This is a genomic window from Pseudoalteromonas sp. ECSMB14103 (assembly GCF_000813065.1).
GTDB lineage: Bacteria > Pseudomonadota > Gammaproteobacteria > Enterobacterales > Alteromonadaceae > Pseudoalteromonas > Pseudoalteromonas marina.
Genome location: NZ_JWGY01000001.1, coordinates 1056823 through 1079592 on the forward strand (window position 1 = coordinate 1056823; position 22770 = coordinate 1079592).

Consider the following 22770-nt stretch of genomic DNA (forward strand, 5'->3'; position numbering starts at 1 on the left):
TTTCAGGGGTTTTATTTTATCGGTTATGTGTGTTATTCAGCAGCGAGTGCTTCTTTAAATACAGTTTTAAAACGTTCAAAGTCTTCTATATGTGGTAAATGGCCTAAATTATCGAGTTCATATAATTTAGCATTGGGGATAAGCGAAACGGCATTTTTGCCTAACTTATCGTATCGACCAAGCTCATAATCTACACCGGTTTTTTTCCAGTTTCGGCCTGGTCCTGTTCTATCACGGGTACCAATAATTAACTCAACTGGCACGGCAAAGTCTTTAAATTCAGTAATAACGGGTTGAGTGAAAATCATATCGTATGTTTTAGCATTAACCCACGCCATGTGAGCTTTGTCCGGCCCTTGTATTTGCCCAGTAATAAAGTCTGTTAATGCTGAATACGTAGCGTTCCATTTACCATCGTAATAGTTTTTTTGCTGATATTTTTTTACGCCCTTGGGCGTTTTAGCAAGCTCATTTTTATAAAAGAAGTTGGTGTCTTTGTATTCAACATAATGTAAGTAGTTTTCAAGCCCTATAGGGTTAAGCAAAACCAATTTAATTGTTGTATTGGGATACATTAAAGCAAAGCGACTTGCCAACATGCCGCCCATAGAATGGCCAACTACAATTGTTTGTTTTAAGTTAAGGGAGTCCATTAACGCATGTGTATGGTGGGCAAGCGATGCAAACGAATATTGATAGTTAGTGGGTTTGGATGATTTACCAAAGCCAATTTGGTCAGGAATTAATACACCAAAGCCAAGCGATTGCAAGTACTGCGCTGTAGTCGTCCAATAATCAGCATTAAAATTTTTGCCGTGCATGAGTGTCACTGTAGGCATCTTTTCTTTGGTAGGCTTTAGGTAAATATACGCCATCTTTAAAGACTGCTTTTGTGATTCAACGCTAAAGTAATTTACTTTAAAGTCATATTGATAACTGCTTAAAAGGGCATCGTAAGATAGGGACTCTGTATTTACTACACTACTTGCTAAAGTATTATTAGTGAAAGCTAACAAGGCAGCAAAACACATTACTTTAATTGACATCATTTCATTATTCCTTCAAAGATAAAGCATGAGGCTTAAAAGAAATACGACAATAACTAAGTATTTACAACCATTCAATTAAATACTTTTATGGCATAAAAAAAGGAGCGCTTAATAGAGCTCCAATTTATGTGATTTTAACGCAGTGTAATTGCTTAAAAGGTCCACTCTACATGTATTTGCGGAACTGACTCTGTCACTTCAGTTCCTAGCTTGTTATGCCAGTATTGAAGCTCCATGCCGAGTAGCAACGTATTTTCTTTCATTTCAAAGGCATGACCCATGTCCCATACTAAAATAGGTTGTGCGAGTATCCATGCCTCTACATCGTTTCCAAATTCGTCTTCACGTTCTGCAATGTATTCTGCGTGCCCTTTAAAGCTGAACTTTTGTGAGCCAATAGTAAAAGGGTATTCAAAAGCTACATCAAACATCCAGCTATTTGTTTCTATGGGGGCGCCGCCTTTAGCAATACCTTCGCTGTCGTCAATATAGGCTGTTACTATTGTTTGAAAGAAGTTAAAACCTGGTACATCCCAGTTTAATTTAACACCTGGCAGGTATTTCACCATTTTAGCATCGCCAGCAATATTTATACCGCCAGTAAGGCCAACATCTAATAACGCACCGGTGCCAATTTTTTCACCGCTGAGCGCCGATAAGCTAACAGTTGAATACCATTCGCCGTAAAAATCGCTATCTTGATAGCCGTCAGTTTTATCGTCTTTACTGTAATCAATGAAAAAGAAGTTGTCGCCGTAATCGTAGCCCGATGCATGTTGAACTGAGTAAACCGTGGTATCTGACTCTTGCTCAGTAAAAGGGTTTTTTTGGTCGCCATTGTTAATGTGTAATGCTGTGCTGCTCCAATTAGCGGCAAAAGCAGAAGACGATAAAGCAATGGATGTAAGGGTAAAAAAGGAGAGTGTTTTATTTAATTTCATAATTTGTATTTAACTATAACTTGAGTGACACGCGAAAGCGCGCATTATAGCAAAAGTGATTAATATGTAGAGAAATATGTTGCAGCTTGTTTTTAAGCTGCAACAGTGGGGCAAAGGTTTTAAGCTTTATTACGACGCAAACAAATTATTGCTATAGCGGTAAATGCTAAAATGAAACAATAATAAGACGATGTTGAAACTTCCCAAGGGCTAATTTTAAACGTAGCGCCAAGTAAAAGAGCTTGCGCTCCATAAGGTAAAGAGCCCTGAGTTACACAAGCAAAAATATCAAGTAGGCTTGCAGAGCGTTTGCCACTAATTTCACCATCGTCAGCGAGTTTTTTAGCAATAGGACCCGCCACAATAATTGAAACGGTATTATTAGCAATACAAATGTTACTTGTCATGACTAGGGCTGCAATACCAAGTTGGTCAGCTACTTTTCGGTGCCATTTAGCAATTACTTTAGTAATGGCTTGAATTTTTTGGGCAATGTAATCAAGGCCACCGTTAATGCGAATAAATTCAGAAAGACCACCAATAAACATAGAAAGTAAAAATATTTCCTGCATATCGGTAAAGCCTTGATAAATATCTTTAACAAAGCTAGACCCTTCGTAGCTACCGGTAAAGCCCATTAATGCAGCAAATATAATACCGCTAAATAACACAACAAATACATTTAGGCCTGCTACGGCGAGAACTAAAATAAAGGCATAAGGTAGCACTAACCAAATATCGTAATCTTGGGTTTCGACCACTTGCGCTGCAGGCGTAAGGTAAAATAATAAACCGATTGTTAAAATTGCGGCTGGTACTGCAATTTTAAGGTTTTCTTTAAATTTATCTTTCATTTCACAACCTTGCGTTCGTGTAGCCGCAATAGTGGTATCTGAAATAATTGATAAGTTATCGCCAAACATAGCGCCAGACACAATAGTACCCGCCATAAGGGCTGGGTCTATACCTGTTTTGATCGACACCGCATAAGCAATTGGGCCAATCGCCCCAATAGTGCCCATTGATGTGCCCATTGCTGTAGATACAACCGCGGCAATTAAAAATAAACCAGGAAGTAATAAAGCAGGCGGTATCAGTGATAAACCCGCATTAACTACGGCGTCAACACCCCCTGTTGCACTGGCCACTGCAGAAAAAGCACCAGCAAGCAGGTAAATTAAACACATCGTAATAATGTTGTTATGCCCAGCGCCTTTTATAAAGGTTTCAACACATTGATTAACAGTGCCTTTATTAAGTATAAAGGCAAGCATAATGGCGGGTAATATTGCCACCGGTGCTGGGAGTTGATAAAAAGCGTAATCAACCCCTTGAGATTGCAGGTATAAACCAGAACCTAAAAATAGGGCTACAAATGTTAGTAGGGGTAGTAAAGAAAGTATTGCTTTGTTTTTATTAAATGATGGCTGCATCATAATCCTCGGAACCAATTAATTACCACAGCCAAAAATTCCTCTTTTAGCTGAATTTAGCAAGTCTATCTACGTTGTTAAAAGCTAACAAATAGTAGAGCAATGCAGCGCCCGCAAGCCAAAGACCAAATCGACGCGAAAGGGAAGTTTAAATGTATAGATGGCTAAAGTAAACTGGTATTGTTATTATTCTTTTATTAAAGGGTTGACTGACTATTACATGACTTTTAGATAAAATCTACTAAGTACGTTACTTTCAGTGATTGATGTTAACTGAGCGATATATACACTCAATATATACAAAACGATCGGTTTACGGTTTAAACAAAAATAAATTAAGGCATAGTGATGATTCGAATAGGTGTTTTTGGTGCTAACGGCAGAATGGGTTTAGCTTTATTGGAAGCCGCAACAATAAAAGAGCAAACACAACTAACAGGCGCCTATGTTCGCAGTGGGTCATCGTTAATTGGAATTAATGTAAACCAAATAAATAGCGCTGCTGATAAAAACGTATGTTTTAGCGACGAAAACACGCTCGAAAGTGTTGATGTTTTAATTGATTTCACCCTGCCAGACGGTATGCGTAGCCACTTAAAGCGTGCTGTTGAACAATCTCTCCCCTTAGTTATTGGCACAACAGGTTTAACGGCCGATGACATGGCATTATTAGAAAATGCTGCTAAACATATACCTATTGTATTTGCTCGTAACTACAGTGTTGGCGTAAATGTGTTACTAAATTTAGTTCAAACGGCTGCCACTAAGTTCGGTGACGATTTAGATATTGAGATATTTGAAGCGCATCACCGTCATAAAATCGATGCGCCATCGGGCACGGCTCTGGCAATTGGTGAGTCAATTGCAGATGCAAAAGGGTGGAACCACGAAGAGGTTGCTGTATACGATCGAAGCCAAATTGAAACTGAAAAATCTCAAAACGAAATTGGTTATTCAGTCCTAAGAGGAGGTGACATAGTAGGTGAACATACCGCCTATTTTGCCACAATGGGGGAAAGGCTTGAATTAACGCACAAAGCAAGTTCGAGAATGACCTTTGCGCTAGGCGCTATAAGAGCTGCAAGCTGGTTGCAAAATAAACCGGTAGGACTTTATGACATGCAAGATGTGCTCGATTTAAAGTAGTTTAGTATCTATTTTGGGTGTTTGGGTCTAATTTTAGCTAAAAGCACTTATTTGTTATGATTTACCAAATAATGTTAGACCTAAAACTCAACATCATGTAGTATACAGCCAATTTGCCAAAAATTACTAAATGCGTGTTTCCAATTATACCCAAGTGGCTAGTAAAATCAGGGGTTCAGTGGGAATGATAATAGTTTTAGGCAAGAAAAAATGTTGAAGATTTAGCGGTTATATCGGCCTCATTTAAGACTGCGTAAAACAATTTAATCTCATACAAAATCTGGTTTTGACGATCCCTCTGGGTATTGGCGGGGTGATAAGCAATTTGCTTACTCCCGTTTTTTACTGTTAGGAGGTTTAACTTGACTAAATCCGCTCTGTTAGTCCTAGAAGACGGCACAGTGTTTCGCGGTACTGCAATCGGCGCTGACGGCATGTCAGTCGGTGAAGTGGTATTCAATACGTCTATGACTGGTTATCAAGAAATTTTGACTGACCCTTCGTACGCGGAACAAATCGTAACTTTGACGTACCCACATATCGGTAATACGGGTACCAACAGCGAAGACGAAGAAGCGAATCAAATATGGGCTAAAGGCCTAGTGATCCGTGATTTGCCACTGCTAGCAAGTAACTTTCGTAACGAGCAATCGTTAGATGATTACTTGAAAGAACGTAATACTTTAGGTATTGCGGACATCGACACCAGAAAGCTAACACGTATTTTGCGCGACAAAGGTGCTCAAAATGGTTGTATTATTGCTGGTGACGAACTAGACGAACAAAAAGCGCTACAAGCCGCGCAAGCCTTCCCGGGCTTAAAAGGTATGGATTTAGCAAAAGTTGTCTCAACCAAGGAAAATTTTGAGTGGCGCGAATCAAGCTGGACATTAGGCGAGGGGTTTAAAACCTTAGATACCGCCGATGAAAAGTTTCATGTTGTAGCCTATGACTTCGGTGTTAAGCGTAATATATTACGTATGCTTGTTGACCGTGGTTGTAAACTTACCGTAGTACCTGCACAAACAAGTGCTGCTGACGTACTCGCATTAAACCCCGATGGTATTTTCTTATCTAATGGCCCTGGCGATCCTGAGCCATGTACATACGCAATTGACGCGATAAAATCATTTTTAGAAACCGACACACCCATTTTTGGTATTTGTTTAGGTCACCAGTTATTAGCGCTTGCTTCAGGTGCTAAAACAGAAAAAATGAAATTTGGCCATCATGGTGGTAACCACCCAGTTAAAGATCTAGACCGCGATGTAGTGATGATCACAGCGCAAAACCATGGTTTTGCAGCCCAAGAATCAAGCCTACCAAGCACGCTTCGTGCAACACACAAATCACTGTTTGACGGTACGCTTCAGGGTATTCATCGTACAGATAAGCCAGCATTTAGTTTTCAGGGGCACCCTGAGGCAAGTCCTGGCCCGCATGATGCAGCCCCATTATTTGACCACTTCATCGATTTGATGCAAGCGCGTAAACACTAATTTAACTGGAGTAATAATGCCAAAACGTACCGACATAAAAAGCATTCTTATCTTAGGCGCAGGCCCAATTGTTATTGGTCAAGCTTGTGAATTTGACTACTCTGGTGCACAAGCGTGTAAAGCACTCAGAGAAGAAGGCTATAGAGTTATACTTGTTAACTCAAACCCAGCAACGATTATGACCGACCCAGAAATGGCTGATGCAACATACATCGAACCTATTCACTGGGAAGTAGTAGAAAAAATCATCGAAAAAGAAAAGCCAGATGCAGTCCTGCCTACAATGGGCGGCCAAACAGCATTAAACTGTGCACTTGATTTAGACAAGCACGGTGTATTGGCTAAGCATGGCGTAGAGTTAATTGGCGCAACAGCTGATGCAATAGACAAAGCCGAAAACCGTGAACGCTTTGACACTGCAATGAAAAATATTGGTCTTGAGTGTCCTCGTGCAGAGATAGCACACTCAATGGAAGAAGCTAAAGATACAATGAGCCGCATAGGCTTACCGTGTATCATTCGTCCTTCTTTCACCATGGGTGGCACCGGTGGCGGTGTTGCTTACAACATGGAAGAGTTTGAAGAAATTTGTGAGCGTGGTTTAGACCTGTCACCTACTAACGAATTATTAATTGATGAATCACTGATTGGTTGGAAAGAGTACGAAACAGAAGTTGTTCGTGACAAAAAAGACAACTGTATTATTGTTTGTACTATTGAAAACTTTGACCCAATGGGCGTGCACACAGGTGATTCAATCACTGTTGCACCAGCGCAAACGTTAACCGACAAAGAATACCAAATTATGCGTAATGCCTCTATGGCAGTACTGCGTGAAATTGGTGTTGAAACCGGTGGCTCTAACGTACAATTTGGTATTAACCCTAAAGATGGCCGTATGGTTATCATTGAGATGAACCCACGTGTATCGCGCTCATCGGCACTAGCCTCTAAAGCAACAGGTTTCCCAATTGCTAAAATTGCAGCAAAACTTGCAGTAGGCTACACGCTTGACGAACTTCAAAACGATATCACTGGCGGTAAAACACCAGCGTCATTTGAGCCTTCAATTGATTACGTTGTAACTAAAATACCTCGCTTTAACTTTGAGAAATTTGCCGGTGCTAACGACCGTTTAACCACGCAAATGAAATCAGTAGGCGAAGTAATGGCAATTGGTCGTAACCAACAAGAGTCATTACACAAAGCATTACGTGGTCTTGAAGTTGGCGCAACGGGTTTTAACCCAATTGTTGCACTTGATGACCCTAAGGCAAAAGAAAAAATCATCCGTGAATTACGTGAGCCAGGTGCTGAGCGTATTTGGTACATTGCAGATGCAATGCGACACGGTATGAGCGTTGAAGATGTTTACGAGCTGACTAAAGTTAACCGCTGGTTCTTGGTTCAAATTGAAGACATTTTAAAAGATGAGGCAAGAATCGCTGAAGGCGGAATGGCTGGCCTTAATGCTGATTTTTTACGCAAGCTTAAGCGTAAAGGCTTTGCCGACCCGCGTATTGCTGAAATTGCCGGTGTGTCAGAAGCTGAAATTCGTAAAAAACGTCATCAGCTAAATATTGTGCCAGTTTACAAGCGTGTAGATACGTGTGCTGCAGAATTTAGTTCAGACACCGCTTACATGTACTCATCGTATGATGAAGAGTGTGAAGCTAACCCAACAGACAAAGATAAAATCATGGTTATTGGTGGCGGTCCTAACCGTATCGGCCAAGGTATTGAATTTGATTACTGTTGTGTACATGCTGCGCTTGCACTTCGTGACGACGGTTACGAAACCATCATGGTTAACTGTAACCCTGAAACTGTATCTACCGATTACGATACATCTGACCGACTTTACTTTGAGCCAATTACGCTTGAAGACGTACTAGAAATTGTACGTGTTGAAAAGCCAAAAGGTGTTATCGTGCAGTACGGTGGTCAAACACCACTTAAACTAGCACGTGAGCTAGAAGCCAATGGCGTGCCAGTAATTGGTACTTCGCCAGATGCAATTGACCGTGCAGAAGACCGTGAGCGTTTCCAACAGTTAGTAGAGCGTTTAGATTTACTGCAGCCAGAAAACGCAACGGTTACATCAACTGAAGAAGCTATTTTAAAATCAGCTGAAATTGGTTTCCCGCTGGTTGTTCGCCCATCATATGTATTAGGTGGCCGTGCAATGGAAATTGTATACGACGAAGACGATTTACGTCGTTACATGACCGAAGCAGTTCAAGCTTCAAATGAAGCACCTGTTTTATTAGACCATTTCCTAGATAACGCAATTGAAGTTGACGTTGACGCAATATGTGACGGCGAGCAAGTAATCATTGGCGGTATTATGGAACACATTGAACAAGCTGGTGTTCACTCTGGTGACTCTGCCTGTTCATTACCAGCACATTCTTTATCGCAAGAAGTGCAAGATGTAATGCGCAAGCAAGTAACCGATATGGCTCTTGAACTAGGTGTTGTAGGTTTAATGAATACACAGTTTGCAGTAAAAGATGGCAAAGTGTATTTGATTGAAGTTAACCCACGTGCTGCTCGTACGGTTCCATTTGTATCTAAAGCCACCGGCGTTGCACTTGCAAAAGTAGCTGCACGTTGTATGGCGGGCCAATCTTTAGCGAGCCAAGGCATTACTAAAGAAATTATCCCTCCTTACTACAGCGTTAAAGAAGTGGTTTTACCGTTTGCTAAGTTCCAAGGTGTAGACCCTATCCGTGGCCCTGAAATGCGCTCAACAGGTGAAGTAATGGGTGTTGGTGATACTTTCGCCGAAGCATTCGCAAAAGCACAATTAGGTGCAAGCAATACTTTACCACGCGGTGGTCGCGCGTTATTATCTGTTCGTAATAGCGATAAGTCACGTATTGTTGAATTAGCTAAAATCATGACCGAGTTAGGTTTTGAATTAGACGCAACAGGTGGCACAGCCAAAGCGCTTGAAGAAGCGGGTATTAACGTTCGTCGCGTAAATAAAGTTTACGAAGGTCGTCCACATATTCTTGATTACATTAAGAATAAAGAATACAGCTATATCGTTAATACCACCGAAGGTCGCCAAGCGATCGAAGATTCGAAGGTGTTACGTCGTGGTGCATTGCAAAATAAAACCAACTATACGACTACCTTGAACGCGGCATTCGCTAACTGTACTGCTAACAAAGCAGATGACCGCAGTAAAGTGGCGTCAGTTCAAGAGCTACACCTGCGATTGAACTAAGGAAATGTACCAAGGCCTAATTAGGCCTTGGTGTTAAGTGAGAAAATATGCAAACAATTCCGATGACAGTTCGTGGCGCAGATTTACTGCGTAAAGAGCTTAACGAATTAAAAACAGTTACCCGTCCTAAAATCATCGCTGATATTGCTGATGCGCGTGAACACGGTGACTTAAAAGAAAACGCTGAGTACCACGCTGCGCGTGAGCAACAGGGTTTTTGTGAAGGTCGTATTCAAGAGATTGAAGCTAAACTTTCAAATGTTCAAATAATCGACGTAACTAAAATGCCTAACACAGGTAAGGTTATTTTTGGTACCACAGTAACTATTGTTAATGTAGAGACTGATGCCGAAGTTAAATACCAAATAGTTGGCGATGATGAGGCAGATATTAAAAATAACTTAATTTCTGTTAACTCACCTATAGCTCGTGGTTTGATTGGTAAGCAAATGGATGATGCAGTCACCATTAAAACACCAAAGGGCGACGTTGAATACGAAATCATTGAAGTTGAGTACCTTTAATATATCCTCACTTTAACGTTTACATAAAAGCCGATGTGATTACATCGGTTTTTTTATGCCTTTAATAATCTCGACTTTGTTTACTTTATTGGGTACGTTAGGTTGACTATATCCTAATGATTGAGAGTACTGATGTCCTTAATTAATTTTCCTGAGCCACTTAAACCTAATGATAATATTGCAATTTGTGCGTTTTCTTCAGGTGTTGATAATCACTTTCAAACACGATTAGACACTGTGCTAAATGGTTTAAAGTCGCAAGGGTATAAAGTAATTGAAGGTGACAGTGTAAGGCAAAATATCAGCGCTAAAGATCGAGCTTTAGAGCTAATGCACTTTCTTACCGACGATAATATAGCGGCAATTATGCCCCCATGGGGTGGAGAGCTTGCCCTAGACGTTTTGCAATATATTGACTTTAACATAGTGAAAACGGCTAAACCTAAGTGGTTAGTGGGGTTCTCTGATGTTAGTACATTAGCATGTGTGCTCACTTCTCGATGTGGTTGGGCAACCCTTCATACTGCTAATTTAATGCAGCTACATCCAAATGAAACAGATCATAATTGTGTAAATGTTTTTCACGCTTTAGCGCTCACCAAAGGCGAGCAATTTGAACAAGTACCTTCAACTTCATACCAAACTAAATTAATTAATTATGAGAGCGACCCTGATGCGTTGTTTGAACTTACTGAGCCAACGCAATGGCAATGTTTAAATTACAACGATGCGCGTAAATTAGAAATTACAGGCCGGCTTTTTGGCGGTTGTTTAGACACGCTTAACTTGTTGCTTGGCTCGCCTTACCTCGATTTACATCGCTTTAAACAAGAGTATGCACCAGAGGGCCTTGTGCTATTTCTAGAAAACGCAGAGCTAAGCCCAACAGCCGTAGCACGTAGTCTCATTGCATTAAAACTAAATGGCGTACTTACTGATGTAAACGGTATTATACTTGGTCGCAGTGCCATTATTGATAGCCCCCATAAGCAGATTGATTATTACCAAGCAATAGAATTAGCACTTGGTAAATGTATTTTCCCCGTACTGTTTGATGCTGATATTGGGCATGTTGCACCTAATTTAAACTTAATTAATGGTGCAAGCTGTACGATTAACGCAGACATAAATGAAGGCAAAGTGATTAAGGCATCGCTAAGCACTAAGCTGTGTTAATTATTAAGTCGCTCTTATTGGTGGCTAATCATATAAAAGTAATGGATAAATTAAGCTCTTTAATTTATTTTAGTTAATCATTAGTTTTTATACGTATTGTATATTTGAAAAGGAATCGCTAAGTTGAAAATCACGGACGCTCATTATAAAAACGGCTTTGCTTTTATTGCCGTTGTTATGTTTATCGCTTTTTTTATAATTTGGTATATAAACAATGAAATTGAAGCTTCTTTTTTGCTGTTATTTTTTGCATGCTTATCGTTTAGGTATCGATTTACCGATGAATATAAAGCTAAACATTCCCCACATAATCTAATCAAGAGAAGCGCCGGCACTATAAAAATCACAAAGCCAAATTTGAGTCGCTTTAAGTTTATATCAGATCAAGAGTCGATCGAGGTTAAGCGAATTTCTATTGTTAATATAAGTGATAATTGGTTATCAATAATTATTGACGGAAACGGCAATGGTTACGATTTTCAACTTTTAGGCTCAAAAGATGAAATTTATCAACAATTTAACTCACTGCTAAATTCAGATGAAAAAGAGAACATTGATATTAACTACGTGTAATTTATTGAGCGCTTAATACCGCGCTTGATGGTAAAAGCGATAGGGCATATTGACCTTAGTGGCTTGAGTTTATTTAATTTAGTGGACGTGGAATAACTGCGCTATGTGTGCAGCCGAGCGGGCTAAGCAAAAGTCGAGCAATGCCTATGCGTCCAGCTTACGCCTTTAGCCTAATTTATACAGACAACAAATAGTAAATGGCTCTTAGCAAGGACAACCCTTAACCCTGAAAGTTTATTAGTCTCTAAAGTCGCTTTTAAAAGTAAGTTAATAAGCTCTGCTGCACCTAAATAACAACAGGAAAACAATGAAAATAGATGACATCAGAGTGTTTGTGCCGTGTAAAAACTATCAACAATCGTGTGCATTTTATCAGGCGATGGGCTTTAATGTTGAGCAGGCATCAGCTGATTTAAGTATTGCAACATCAGGTGAATGCAGCCTCTTTTTACAGCGTTACTACAACCAAGAAATTGCTGAAAATTTAATGCTGCAAGTGTGCGTATTAAACATAAACGAAGCTTTTAACACTATTAGTAAGTTAACTCACTTTGATATTCGCTTTGAAGGAATAAAACAAGAGCTGTGGGGCAAGGTGATTTATTTATGGGGACCATCAGGCGAGCTTTTACACGTAACTGAATTTAATTAAAAAGGAATAATAATGAAAAAAAATACGTTTTTTGTCATGTTGATGGTTTTTGTTCTGACCTCATGTAGTGCGCTTGTGAGTAATAATGCAGGTAAAAATACGCGTTCTAGCAGTTTGGTTGACTTTCTTTATCCAAACGAAGATAGCCGTGCTACGTATAAACCAGAAATTCCAGTGTTAAAATTACCCGTTACAGTGGGTATTTCATTTGTGCCGTCTAAAGAGTGGCAAGCAAACGCAATTGAAAGTCAAAATGAGGTAGAGTTGCTCGAAAGAGTTAAAAAATCGTTTTTGCAGTACGATTACATTGACCGCATAGAAGTGATTCCAAGTACGTATCTTAAAGGTGGGGAAGGGTTTTCAGCGCTTGAACAAGTAGGGCGACTATACGATGTAGACGTGATGGCATTGGTTTCTTACGATCAAGTAACGCAAACCTATGAAAATAACGCCGCATTATTGTATTGGACCATTGTAGGTATGTACGTTATTCCCGGTAACGAAAATACGATTCAAACCTTTGTCGACACTGCTGTTTTTGATATAAAAAGTAAAAAAATGCTTTTTAGAGCACCAGGCATCAGCAAGCTTGAAAAAAGAACCACCGCTATTGGTATTGACGAAACGCTCAATGAAAAGTCACTTGAAGGGTTTAATTTAGCGGTTACCGATATGAGCCTAAATTTAGATGCGGAATTGGCACGCTTTAAAACGCGGGTTAAAGAAGAAAAAATAGCAAAAATAGAGAATAAAGATGGCTCAAGCAGTGCTGGGGCGTTTAGTGTGTTTATTCTGGTTTTTATGTCGCTACTTGTTTTAAAGCGCAGATATGTAAATAATTAAACATCTACACAGTTAAGTCGCTAAATACTTAAATTTAAAACGCCACATTATTCATCTTATGCGGCGTTTTTTTATGGTGTTTAGCTTAATTTTTCATTAAAAAACGCTAAGGTACGCTGCCAAGCAAGCTCTGCTTTTTGCTCATCATAACGCCCAGTAGAGTCGTTATGAAAACCATGATTAGCACCTTCGTACATGTGCATAGTGTACTCAACATTGTTAGCTTTTAAGCTTTTTTCATACTCAGGCCATGTGGCGTTAACGCGTTTATCAAGTTCACCTAATTGAATCAGTAAAGGGGCTTTAATATTTTTGTGTAAGCTTTCACTTGCAGGTGTGCCATAAAAGGGCACGCCCGCGCTGAGTAAGTCACTATCAACTGCGGCTAAGTAGTTAACAATATAACCCCCAAAACAAAAGCCTACGGCGCCTAATTTGCCGTTGCTGCTAGGGTGGGCTTTTAAAAAGTGAGCGGCAGCTACAAAGTCGTTTTGAATTTTAGCTCTGTCCATCGTGCGTTGCATTGCACGCCCCTCATCATCATTACCCGGATAGCCACCAAGCGGGAAAAGTGCATCGGGAGCAAAAGCAATAAAGCCTTTTTTGGCTAAGCGCCTTGCTACATCTTTTATGTAAGGGTTTAAACCACGGTTTTCGTGAATAACTAATACAACCGGCAGTTTACTTTCAATTTTGCTAGGCACCGCTAAATAACCTTTACCCTTACCATGCCCGTTTGGCGAATCAAATTCCTCGTAGGTAGCTTTAATATCGTCATCGTTAAACGAGACTTGCTCTGCAAGTGCATAGTTAGGTAAAAGCGCGCTGGTGAGCACACTCATTGAAATCCCTAGTGCTGCAAGGCCACCTAGTTTTTTCATAAAAGTGCGACGGTCCATTAAACCATGGGCATATTCGTCGTACCAATCAAACGCTTCTTGAGGAATGTGATCTATTTGAGGTGAATTCATGGTTTTCCTTAATTGTTATGCTTTTTAATATTAAGTACCTAAACGTATCGGGTATAAAAAACGAGCACTAATTTTACTATTTCGTGTATTTTTGCCGTTAACTATTAATAAGCTGACAGGCTATGATCAACCCCTATCATAAAATCTAATCCTACAAAGGCAAACGCTACAACAATGGCACCCAATAACATTAAATTACGGTTATTTTTTCTGTATCCAACAATGGTTAGTACTGCAAATATGATAAATAAAATAAGTTGGAATGTACCCATGGTTAATCCTTTAAGAAAGTAAACTGAGAGTCAAAATACCAGTGAAAAGGGGAAGTTAGCAAATAATTGAAGGTTATTTTTAACTATAAATAAAAAGCTCGGCATGTTGCCGAGCTTTTTTTTGGTTGGGGGTTTTACTTAATTAGCTATTGGTCGTTGTTGGTTGGCCATCGACAATAGGGTGTTTACCACGCCACTTACGAATCATTCGTTTTGTATCTTCAAGTGCGACATACTGACACGGTATAAGAATAAGCGTAATTACGGTGGCAAATAGCACACCAAAGGCGAGTGATACTGCCATAGGTATTACAATTTGTGCCTGTAAACTCGTTTCCATAATAATAGGTAACACGCCAATAAAGGTGGTCACTGAGGTTAGCAATATAGCTCTAAAACGACGAGCTCCCGCTTGCATAACCGCTTCTTTTATAGGTACACCTTCAGCACGCGCTTTATTTACAAAATCAACCATAACGAGAGAGTCGTTAACTACAATACCGGCTACTGCAATTATGCCAAACATTGAAAGACCGCTCATGGTCATTCCTAATACCATATGACCAAACATTGCACCGACCACACCAAATGGAATAACCGACATAATGATCAATGGTTGTGAGTATGAGCGAAGCGGAATGGCTAATAATGCAAATATAATCATTAGTGAAATTGCAAAATCACGTAATTGCTCATCAGCGCTTTCCATTTCCTCTTGCACTCGACCAGCGACATTACTGGTAACACCTGGGTAATTTTGTAAAAGGGTTGGTAAATACTCGTCAGTGATTTCTTTTACAATGGCAAAAGGTTCAACTTTATCAGTATTAATGGCTGCCCATACATTAACTGTTCTGTTTGCGTTTTCACGGCGGATTCTGTTTACACCATCTACAATGTTGATTTGTGCAACTTCACTTAACGGCACTTCAACACCTGTTGGCGTGATAATACGTGTGCTGTGTATGTTACTAATAGAGTTACGTTCGTTTTCAGGGTAGCGGATCATCACTCTGATCTCTTCGCCTTCACGTAAAATACGTTGTGCCTCTAATCCGTAATAACTAAAGCTAACTTGCGATGCAACGTCTGCAAGGGTCAATCCCATGCTGTATGCAAGTGGTTTTAAATCAAGTTGCACTTCATCGGTAGCGCTTTGTAGTGAGTCGTTAACATCGCCTACGCCTTCCATGCTTTGTAATTTAGTTTTTAATAACGAAGCAACTTCTTTTAGTTTGTCGGTATCTTTACCTTGCAGTCTAAAACTTACGTCGCCGTCATCTCGTCCGCCGCCAAATAAGTTATCTTCAATGGTCAACGTTTTAACGCCCGGCAATGGTGGCATTTTTTCACGCCATAATGAGCTAAGGGTGAAGGTATCAATAGGGCGTTTATCAGGTTCAATGAGTACAGCCATTAATTGCGCAGTGGTACGGCCACGAAGGCTTACCGAGAGGTCACGAATCATTTTTTGACCGTGTTGTGCTTCAAGCTCTTCATCTACACTAAGAAGTACCGCTTCAATTTTTTTAGCTGTTTCAAGTGTTGCTTGCTCTGATGATTCAAGATTCATTTCTACAACCACACGCGGAAAGTCATGTTGTATTTTAGGGTTTGGTACAAATTTAACTAAACCGCCTGCAAACATGCCTGCGCTCATAATTAAAATACATATAAACCCAATAATTACGGTATAGCGATAATGAATACAGTGCCCTATGAAAGGCGTGTAGTAATTTTGAACAAACGATTTAAGGCCTTTATCAACAACCATACGCGCCTTGTGCAATGGGTTTTTAGGATTAGGTTTACGTGGGTTCATTGCGGCAATATGGGCCGGTAAAATAAGTTTTGATTCAATTAACGAAAAAATCAAACACAGGATAATAACAACACCAATCGCTTTAGAAAATGCTGCGCCTGGGCCTGATGCCATAGCTTGAGGTAAAAAAGCAGCAATGGTGGTGAGTACGCCAAATGTAGCGGGCATTGCAACACGTTTAACACCACGGATTACGTTATCGAGTGAGTGGCCGTGTTTTTCTATTTCGGCACTGGCCGATTCACCCACAACAATAGCGTCGTCCACCACAATACCGAGTACAATTATAAAGGCGAACAACGACACCATATTAATGGTGATATCTAAAAAGCCTATTGGCATGAACAAAAAGGCACCCAAAAAAGAAACCGGTAAACCCATCATTACCCAAAATGCTAATCTAAGCGGTAAAAACAATGCCAATACCAGCATAACTAAAACACCACCCCATACCATGTTATCGATCATCATATCGAGACGACCTTGCAGGTAGTAGGTTAAATCAACCATAGGGGTTAGTTTTACGCCTTGTGGTAATTTAGATTCTTTTTCGGCCATGTAATTTTTAAGTACTTTGGCAACGTCGGTAATGTCTTGATCTTTAGATGCTGCAATATCAAACATTAACGAATTTTTACCATTGTATTTTGAATATAATAAGCCTTCTTCAAAACCATCGTTAATGGTGGCTACATCGCCTAAATATATTTGTGCGCCATCAGCGAGGGTAATTAAAGGCAGCTGCTCAAACTCATTGCCTTTATAAGCTTGTTTTTCAACACGCATAGAAATATACCCGTTATCTGAACGGATTTGGCCAGCCGACATATTAGTTGAAAAGTTTCTTACAGCGTTTGATACATCTCTAAAAGTAAGGCCGTATTCACGAAGTTTGTCGGGGCTAATCTCAATGCCTATTTCATAATTTAAGCCGCTAAAAAAACTAACTAAATTAACGCCTGGTAAAGCGAGTAATTCATCTTCTAAATCGGTACCTAGTTCTTTTAGTTGGGCATAGGTCATATCCCCATATAGCGCGATAAACATCACTTCTTGTTGAAACTTATCGCGCTGAATTATTGGTCTTTCCATACCCGCAGGAAACGAGTTAATAGAATCTACTTGGGCTTTTATCTCGTCTAAAGCTTCTTGAAGGTCGTATTTTTCTTCAATTTCAATCCATGCTTGTGCATAACCACGATTAGAGTAAGTTATAAAGCGTTTAATACCCTCTAATCCCTCTAGGTTTTCTTCAATTTTTATTGTAATGCCTTCTTCAACCTCTTGCGGTGCGGCGCCAGGGTAAACGGCTTGAACACTCACCCAGTTACTTTCAAATTGCGGAAAAGCTTGCTTACGAATCGTTAAGGCTGTTAATAAACCGCCAACCAGAATAAAAATCATGATTAAATTTGCTGCAACAGGGTTGCGAGCAAACCAGGCAATTAGGCCCTTTTCAGAGGTACTCATAGGGTGTCCTCTTTAAGAGCAAGCTGTGTTACTTCACCTTGTTCGTCATCTTCATCCGTTTTAACAGCCATTCCTTCGCTTGGGTATTCTAGTGCTGAGGTAATTAACTGTTCGCCAAGTTGTAATCCTTGATCGGCTATTACCATGCCATCTTGTTCACGTACAATATTTAGTGTTTTAAAGCTTAGAGTATTATTTGCGTTTAAAATGGCAATTTGTTTATCTTTAACAAGGTGATGCGGGACAATAATTGCGTTATCAAGGGCTCTGCCCTCAATGGTTGCATTAATGTATGAACCAAAACGTAGTGGTTTAGTGTTATTGGCGTAAGGCGTTGGTAGTTGTGCAACTAAATAACTCATACGGCTTACTTGATCTATTACGCCTTCGCTGCGCACAACTTCGGCCTGCCAAGACGTTTGCTTGCCGGCAAATTCAGCATTAAGGGTAACAGTAGCACCAATGCCTCCATTGGCTAGGTATTGCATTTCGCTATCTGCTACAGGTAAACGTACTTCAGCCACCGATGTGGCACTTAGTGCGCCAAAGCTACTGCCCGGGTTTACTACAGAGCCTAAGCTTATTGTGCGTGCGTTAATAATAGCGTCGTATGGGGCTTTTATATAAGTGCGTTCAAGGTTACGTTTTGCACGTTTAACACTGGCTTGTGCAGAGCGGTACCGCGCTAGCTTTTCGGCTAATTGCGGTTTACGTAAATAAAGCTCTGATGCAGTTGAGTCACTTGAGTCTGATTTAATACGTTCCCATTCAGCTTTTGCTACATGTGCTTGGGCGCGTTCTATTTCAAGGGCTGAACTTGCTTGAGCAAGGCCTGCTTGTGCTTCAATAAAATCGGCTTCGTAATCATTTGGATCAATTCGTGCTAATATGTCGCCTTGTTTTACAAATGCACCTTCAACAAATTCATCTGCTACGGAAATAACTTGGCCACTGACTTGTGCAACTAGCTCGGTACGGTCTTTAGGTTTTACAACCCCGTACGATTTTACGTCGAGTGTTATTGCATCAATGTTGACTGTTTGCGCAGCAACCAGTGGACGAGTATCTTGCGCTGGTTTTTCTTCAGGCGGGGTTTTCATATTTGAAAAGCCAATTGCCAGTGCAATTCCGGCAGCTAAAACTGCGATTGGAAGAACAATTTGTTTTTTAGTAGCCACAAGGCATTCCTTCATAAAAGTGGTGATAGGGCAATAATACGCAATAAAGTGTTTACAAGGCGTTTGAAGATGTAACAAAGCATTACATATGTGTATTACAAATAAATATTTGGCTCTAAAAAGGAGTCTGTATTGTTAAATATGTGGTTAATTTAAACTGAGGGTGTTATGAAAACAGAGCCAATGGCGTGTCGATTGGGCTGCGGTGCATGTTGCATTGCGCCAAGTATTAGCTCGCCAATACCGGGTATGCCAAATGGCAAAAAGGCCGGAGAACGTTGTATTCAGCTAGATGAGCGCAATTTATGTAAGTTATTTGGTGATGAGTCTCGACCAAAAGTATGCAGTGATTTTAGTGCCACAGTTGATGTGTGTGGGTCAACTAATGCAGAGGCTCTTGCGCTTATCACGGAGCTTGAACAATTAACTTAGTTGGTGTGTTCAATACACACATAGTTACATTTAACTACTACCGAGTAACTTTTTTACGTTATTAAAAGCTGCGCTTTTCACGCGAGCGAGCTCTGCGTCTACCGCAAATGTGGAGATATTCGAAAGTTTTATAGACGTAAAGCATGCTTACGTTACTGGCAAAGACTGTAAAAGTGATTTATTTACAAAGAGGATAAGAGGCGCTGCGCTTTTATAGTAGTCATTAGCTTAAAGTCTTTTGGCTTTTATTTTCCTCATTCATTTCTCTTTGTGCCATATGTTTTTTCTTTGCCAGAATAAAACGAATACGTTTAACTTGATGGATGAAACCATTAAGTGAACGATTCACAAAGAGGGTAAGAGGCGCTTCGCTTTTAGAGCAAAGGCTAATTGAATAAGTCTTAACTAACCTATCAGATTTAATTTTTTTATTATGATCAAATCTGACAGTCGCATACGTGCCATGTATAGTCTTTGAACCTTAATAATCTATACTTTGAATTGTTGAGGTTATGTGCTCTTTACTTACGAATATTGTGCCATCATCATTTAATGATCACCGCTTTTCTTTCGAAGTATTGAGTTACTTTACTCAAAACGAATACTCAGGGCTTGCCTTACAAACGCTGTCTATATTTCTTTCGAAGAGTAAAGAATGCATAACAAATTTCAATAATCGGAGATTTGGCATGAATACTAAAAATGATAACTTTTCTGCATATGTTGGCCTTGATTGGGCAGATAAAAAACATGATATTTGTGTGCAGGTTAAAGACGAAGAGTCTCGGGCGTTCAGCGTAATTTATCACACACCTGAATCAATTCATGATTGGGTTGAGGGATTACATAAAAAAGTAAAAGGCAATATTGCTGTTGCAGTTGAGTTAAATAAAGGACCTATAGTATATGCCTTGCAAAAATATAGCTTTGTTACAGTTTATCCTATTCATGGATTAACCCTTGCTCGATACAGACAAGCTATGTTTCCTAGCGGTTCAAAAGATGATCCTTCAGACGCTGAATTAGCATTAGATATGATGTTCAATTATCCAAAGAAGATTACCCCCCCTCAAACCAAGCAGCGAGAAAACAAGAACATTAGCCCTTTTTGTCGAACAACGTCGATTACTTGTAGACGACAAACGTAGGCATGCGAACCGAATCATTAATGCTCTAAAGCAATATTATACACAGCCCTTAGAGTGGTTTCCACACAGAGATACAGAGCTATTTTGTAATTTTCTAATTAAATTCCCAAACTTAAATGAATTGAAACGCGTTAGAACAAATACAGTTGCCAAACTGTTAAACTCCAGAGGAGGGCCCACTGTTAAGAAGACCGCAGAACGCATTGCATCTATAAAGGAGGCAATTCCTCTTACTAACGACGAATCTTTAATTATACCTTATCAAACGTTTGTCATCGCATTGACTAAACAGATGTTGGTATTAATTAACAATATTCGAGAGTATGACTCACAAATAAACTCAATTTTTACCAGTATGGATGACGCCTCAATATTTGCTTCACTTCCCGGTACAGGCCCTTGCCTTGCTCCTAGGCTTTTAGCTGCTTTAGGGGAAGATAAATCTCGTTTTAGTAGCGCACAAGAAATACAAAACTATGCAGGCTTATCGCCAGTTACAAAGCGTAGTGGTCAAAAGAGCTGGGTACATTGGCGCTGGCAATGTTCTAAATTTGTCCGTCAGAGCTTTATAGAGTGGGCTTCCAAAAGCGTAGGGCAATCTTATTGGGCGGGCATTTATTACGCACAGCAAAAAGCGAAAGGTAATTCACACCAATCGGCAATAAGAGCGCTGGCCTATAAATGGGTAAGGATCTTATTTAGGTGCTGGAAAACAGGAAAAGCTTATGATGAATCAAAATATTTAAAAGCACTAAAAGAGAAAGGTTCTCCTCTTTTAGTGGTAGAAAAAGCTTGTTGAATGCCTCAGGGCGTGAAGCGGCCACTCATTACCTTAGTCACTTGTTAGCAGTATTATTAGTCATGTTTCCCTTCTGATTCAATAACATCGGGAGTATAAAGGTCACTAGCAAAATCGAATGTAGTAGTAGAGTAGTTTGGGCGAATTTTTGCGTCTAGAGGTTCTATAATGTTCAATAAAATCCAGCAGCTGTCGGGCCCTAAAACAACTCTCACAATTTCATGGTCAACTACTCCTGTAGCAGATAGCCTTTGCATTTTGTGAAATAGACCAACAAACTTTCTTCTAGAGTTATCGATCGACTCAAACTCTTCTAATTCCCTACCTTGAAGTTGGTCAGCCTTGTTTTTTTGAAGTAATGCAAAATATATTTCATCAAAGTTATCTTTTTTTCCAAACTTTGTTAACGTAATAATGGAATTGCGCATTTCAGAAGAAGATATTTCGTTCATAAAAGGCATAATCACTTCAAGACTAATAGCGTTTTTCTGGTGCGTAGCCATTTCTTGTTGTGCCTGCGTAGAGTCAACTATCTCTTTCCTTGTTAACTCTAATTCCTCCGCTTGTATTCTTAATGCTTCGCGTTGCTGCTGGATACTTATTATTACGGCGATTAACGCGAAACCAGAGAAAAAAGCACTGGCAGGTCCGAACATTCCCCCAACAGGAGCTACGACTTTAATAACATTTTGATCTGCAGGATTAATAAATCCCAAATGATAGAGTGCATATGGAGCCAACCCTAGCAATAATGATATCAATAAAGCAAAAATAAAAATTAAGAGCCAATACCCTTTATATTTCATTTAATTCTCCGATTTAAATAAAAGTTACTCGTTGCAATATAAGATGATTACACCTTTTACTGCTAACGCCTCGCTAAGAGGCACAAAATAGTTGGTTAAAATAAGCGACGCAGGAGCAAAAACCAACTGTTTTTTGTCCTTTTGAGCGACTTGTTATACACCGTTTTCACAATGTTTTGCAATGAAAGCCTCAATCATTGCATCAAACGATTTATATGCTGGATTGTGTGGATGAGTACGACCTATGAATACATTTTTATCGCTATTGTATATAGACAATGACTCTTTATATTTTATACAACCATTTACATAACTATTATCTGTAACGTAGGCATTGCCCATAGAAAATAAAGCTTTTGAAACACCCCAATAATCTCCATCCTCTTCAAATGCTTTAGCGGCTAACTCAAAGTGTTTAATTGATTTAGATGCCGTAGGATCATATTCATTGTGTTTTATATAAAAGTCTTTGTGTTCGCGGTAGCTTCTATTTTTATAAAACAACCCTAAGAAAGTATGAGCTTCAGCCACACCATAAATATTTTTTGATTTTTCAAGATCAGCGAGCGCCTCTAATCCAAGCTTTTCAGCCGCTAAACCTCGCCCCTGCGTTCCCATTAGTTGATATGCGTAATTTAGTTTAGTCATAGGATCGCTTGTATATGGAACTCTTGCCGCAGCACAGCCGAGTAAAAACAAAGTGATTAGTGAAATAATGGTCAGCTTCATGCCAAACTTTCCTTAGGTGTATAACGCCCTAATAATGGGCAAAAAATTGTTGGCTGAAATGTTGAGGAACGA

General features: G+C 39.7%; 18 protein-coding genes and 1 pseudogene. 10 read left to right on the top strand and 9 right to left on the bottom strand.

Annotated features, from left to right (window positions below; genetic code table 11):
* Window positions 1-32: 32 nt before the first annotated feature.
* The 3 genes from RF53_RS04975 to RF53_RS04985 all read right to left on the bottom strand — a co-directional run bounded on the left by RF53_RS04975 (window position 33) and on the right by RF53_RS04985 (window position 3423).
* A complete protein-coding gene (locus RF53_RS04975) occupies window positions 33-1049 on the bottom strand; it encodes an alpha/beta fold hydrolase (protein ID WP_039036765.1) in 1017 nt (338 codons plus the stop codon).
* A 152-nt stretch (window positions 1050-1201) separates the two neighbouring features.
* Entirely contained in the window at window positions 1202-1990 is a 789-nt protein-coding gene (locus RF53_RS04980) for a nucleoside-binding outer membrane protein (RefSeq protein WP_039036766.1), read from the bottom strand.
* A 119-nt stretch (window positions 1991-2109) separates the two neighbouring features.
* Entirely contained in the window at window positions 2110-3423 is a 1314-nt protein-coding gene (locus tag RF53_RS04985; protein WP_021032455.1) for a Na+/H+ antiporter NhaC family protein, read from the bottom strand.
* A gap of 348 nt (window positions 3424-3771) precedes the next feature.
* Here RF53_RS04985 and dapB point away from each other — a divergent pair, with 348 nt between their 5' ends.
* The 8 genes from dapB (at window position 3772) to rhlP (ending at window position 13071) form a co-directional block, all read left to right on the top strand.
* Window positions 3772-4569 carry a 4-hydroxy-tetrahydrodipicolinate reductase gene (gene dapB, locus RF53_RS04990; RefSeq protein ID WP_039036767.1) on the top strand — a complete coding sequence of 266 codons (798 nt, stop codon included), beginning with the start codon at window positions 3772-3774 and terminating at the stop codon, window positions 4567-4569.
* Window positions 4570-4931: 362 nt separating this feature from the next.
* Window positions 4932-6068 carry a glutamine-hydrolyzing carbamoyl-phosphate synthase small subunit gene (carA, locus tag RF53_RS04995; protein ID WP_039036768.1) on the top strand — a complete coding sequence of 379 codons (1137 nt, stop codon included), beginning with the start codon at window positions 4932-4934 and terminating at the stop codon, window positions 6066-6068.
* A 16-nt stretch (window positions 6069-6084) separates the two neighbouring features.
* The gene (gene carB, locus RF53_RS05000) at window positions 6085-9303 is read left to right on the top strand and encodes a carbamoyl-phosphate synthase large subunit (RefSeq protein WP_006792432.1); all 3219 of its coding nucleotides are present in this window, start codon (window positions 6085-6087) and stop codon (window positions 9301-9303) included.
* Between the two features lie 47 nt (window positions 9304-9350).
* Window positions 9351-9827 carry a transcription elongation factor GreA gene (gene greA / locus RF53_RS05005; protein WP_006792433.1) on the top strand — a complete coding sequence of 159 codons (477 nt, stop codon included), beginning with the start codon at window positions 9351-9353 and terminating at the stop codon, window positions 9825-9827.
* Between the two features lie 132 nt (window positions 9828-9959).
* On the top strand, window positions 9960-11003 hold the full coding sequence (locus RF53_RS05010; RefSeq protein WP_039036769.1) for a S66 family peptidase: 1044 nt from the start codon (window positions 9960-9962) through the stop codon (window positions 11001-11003).
* Window positions 11004-11126: 123 nt separating this feature from the next.
* Window positions 11127-11576 (top strand): hypothetical protein, encoded by a 450-nt coding sequence (locus RF53_RS05015; RefSeq protein ID WP_006792435.1) that lies wholly within the window; start codon window positions 11127-11129, stop codon window positions 11574-11576.
* Window positions 11577-11883: 307 nt separating this feature from the next.
* Entirely contained in the window at window positions 11884-12228 is a 345-nt protein-coding gene (locus RF53_RS05020; RefSeq protein WP_039036770.1) for a lactoylglutathione lyase, read from the top strand.
* 12 nt (window positions 12229-12240) lie between these two features.
* Window positions 12241-13071, top strand: a complete 831-nt coding sequence (gene rhlP / locus RF53_RS05025) for a rhombotarget lipoprotein (RefSeq protein ID WP_039036771.1) — start codon at window positions 12241-12243, stop codon at window positions 13069-13071.
* 80 nt (window positions 13072-13151) lie between these two features.
* Here the strand turns inward: rhlP and RF53_RS05030 are convergent, their stop codons facing one another.
* The 4 genes from RF53_RS05030 to RF53_RS05040 all read right to left on the bottom strand — a co-directional run bounded on the left by RF53_RS05030 (window position 13152) and on the right by RF53_RS05040 (window position 18784).
* Window positions 13152-14042, bottom strand: a complete 891-nt coding sequence (locus tag RF53_RS05030; RefSeq protein WP_039036772.1) for a dienelactone hydrolase family protein — start codon at window positions 14040-14042, stop codon at window positions 13152-13154.
* A gap of 104 nt (window positions 14043-14146) precedes the next feature.
* Window positions 14147-14314, bottom strand: a complete 168-nt coding sequence (locus RF53_RS19495; protein WP_167378158.1) for a hypothetical protein — start codon at window positions 14312-14314, stop codon at window positions 14147-14149.
* A 142-nt stretch (window positions 14315-14456) separates the two neighbouring features.
* Window positions 14457-17606 (bottom strand): efflux RND transporter permease subunit, encoded by a 3150-nt coding sequence (locus RF53_RS05035; protein ID WP_039036773.1) that lies wholly within the window; start codon window positions 17604-17606, stop codon window positions 14457-14459.
* Window positions 17603-18784, bottom strand: coding sequence for an efflux RND transporter periplasmic adaptor subunit (locus tag RF53_RS05040; protein WP_039036774.1), 1182 nt, complete (start codon window positions 18782-18784; stop codon window positions 17603-17605). The genes RF53_RS05035 and RF53_RS05040 overlap by 4 nt, the downstream gene beginning before the upstream one ends.
* Before the next feature lie 168 nt (window positions 18785-18952).
* Here RF53_RS05040 and RF53_RS05045 point away from each other — a divergent pair, with 168 nt between their 5' ends.
* Both RF53_RS05045 and RF53_RS05050 read left to right on the top strand, forming a co-directional pair.
* Entirely contained in the window at window positions 18953-19216 is a 264-nt protein-coding gene (locus RF53_RS05045; RefSeq protein ID WP_033035838.1) for a YkgJ family cysteine cluster protein, read from the top strand.
* A gap of 689 nt (window positions 19217-19905) precedes the next feature.
* Window positions 19906-21163, top strand: a pseudogene (locus tag RF53_RS05050) (IS110 family transposase).
* A 56-nt stretch (window positions 21164-21219) separates the two neighbouring features.
* On the opposite strand, the gene RF53_RS05055 reads toward RF53_RS05050, so the two are convergent.
* Together RF53_RS05055 and RF53_RS05060 are read right to left on the bottom strand one after the other, a co-directional pair.
* Entirely contained in the window at window positions 21220-21969 is a 750-nt protein-coding gene (locus RF53_RS05055; protein WP_039036775.1) for a hypothetical protein, read from the bottom strand.
* 153 nt (window positions 21970-22122) lie between these two features.
* Complete coding sequence (locus RF53_RS05060) at window positions 22123-22698, bottom strand: hypothetical protein (protein WP_039036776.1); 576 nt, start codon at window positions 22696-22698, stop codon at window positions 22123-22125.
* Window positions 22699-22770 lie beyond the last annotated feature (72 nt).

Coding starts and splice junctions, on each gene's coding strand:
- RF53_RS04975 (WP_039036765.1), bottom strand. CDS start 1,049: ATGATGTCAATTAAAGTAATGTGTTTTGCTGCCTTGTTAGCTTTCACT.
- RF53_RS04980 (WP_039036766.1), bottom strand. CDS start 1,990: ATGAAATTAAATAAAACACTCTCCTTTTTTACCCTTACATCCATTGCT.
- RF53_RS04985 (WP_021032455.1), bottom strand. CDS start 3,423: ATGCAGCCATCATTTAATAAAAACAAAGCAATACTTTCTTTACTACCC.
- dapB (WP_039036767.1), top strand. CDS start 3,772: ATGATTCGAATAGGTGTTTTTGGTGCTAACGGCAGAATGGGTTTAGCT.
- carB (WP_006792432.1), top strand. CDS start 6,085: ATGCCAAAACGTACCGACATAAAAAGCATTCTTATCTTAGGCGCAGGC.
- greA (WP_006792433.1), top strand. CDS start 9,351: ATGCAAACAATTCCGATGACAGTTCGTGGCGCAGATTTACTGCGTAAA.
- RF53_RS05010 (WP_039036769.1), top strand. CDS start 9,960: ATGTCCTTAATTAATTTTCCTGAGCCACTTAAACCTAATGATAATATT.
- RF53_RS05020 (WP_039036770.1), top strand. CDS start 11,884: ATGAAAATAGATGACATCAGAGTGTTTGTGCCGTGTAAAAACTATCAA.
- rhlP (WP_039036771.1), top strand. CDS start 12,241: ATGAAAAAAAATACGTTTTTTGTCATGTTGATGGTTTTTGTTCTGACC.
- RF53_RS05030 (WP_039036772.1), bottom strand. CDS start 14,042: ATGAATTCACCTCAAATAGATCACATTCCTCAAGAAGCGTTTGATTGG.
- RF53_RS19495 (WP_167378158.1), bottom strand. CDS start 14,314: ATGGGTACATTCCAACTTATTTTATTTATCATATTTGCAGTACTAACC.
- RF53_RS05035 (WP_039036773.1), bottom strand. CDS start 17,606: ATGAGTACCTCTGAAAAGGGCCTAATTGCCTGGTTTGCTCGCAACCCT.
- RF53_RS05045 (WP_033035838.1), top strand. CDS start 18,953: ATGAAAACAGAGCCAATGGCGTGTCGATTGGGCTGCGGTGCATGTTGC.
- RF53_RS05055 (WP_039036775.1), bottom strand. CDS start 21,969: ATGAAATATAAAGGGTATTGGCTCTTAATTTTTATTTTTGCTTTATTG.
- RF53_RS05060 (WP_039036776.1), bottom strand. CDS start 22,698: ATGAAGCTGACCATTATTTCACTAATCACTTTGTTTTTACTCGGCTGT.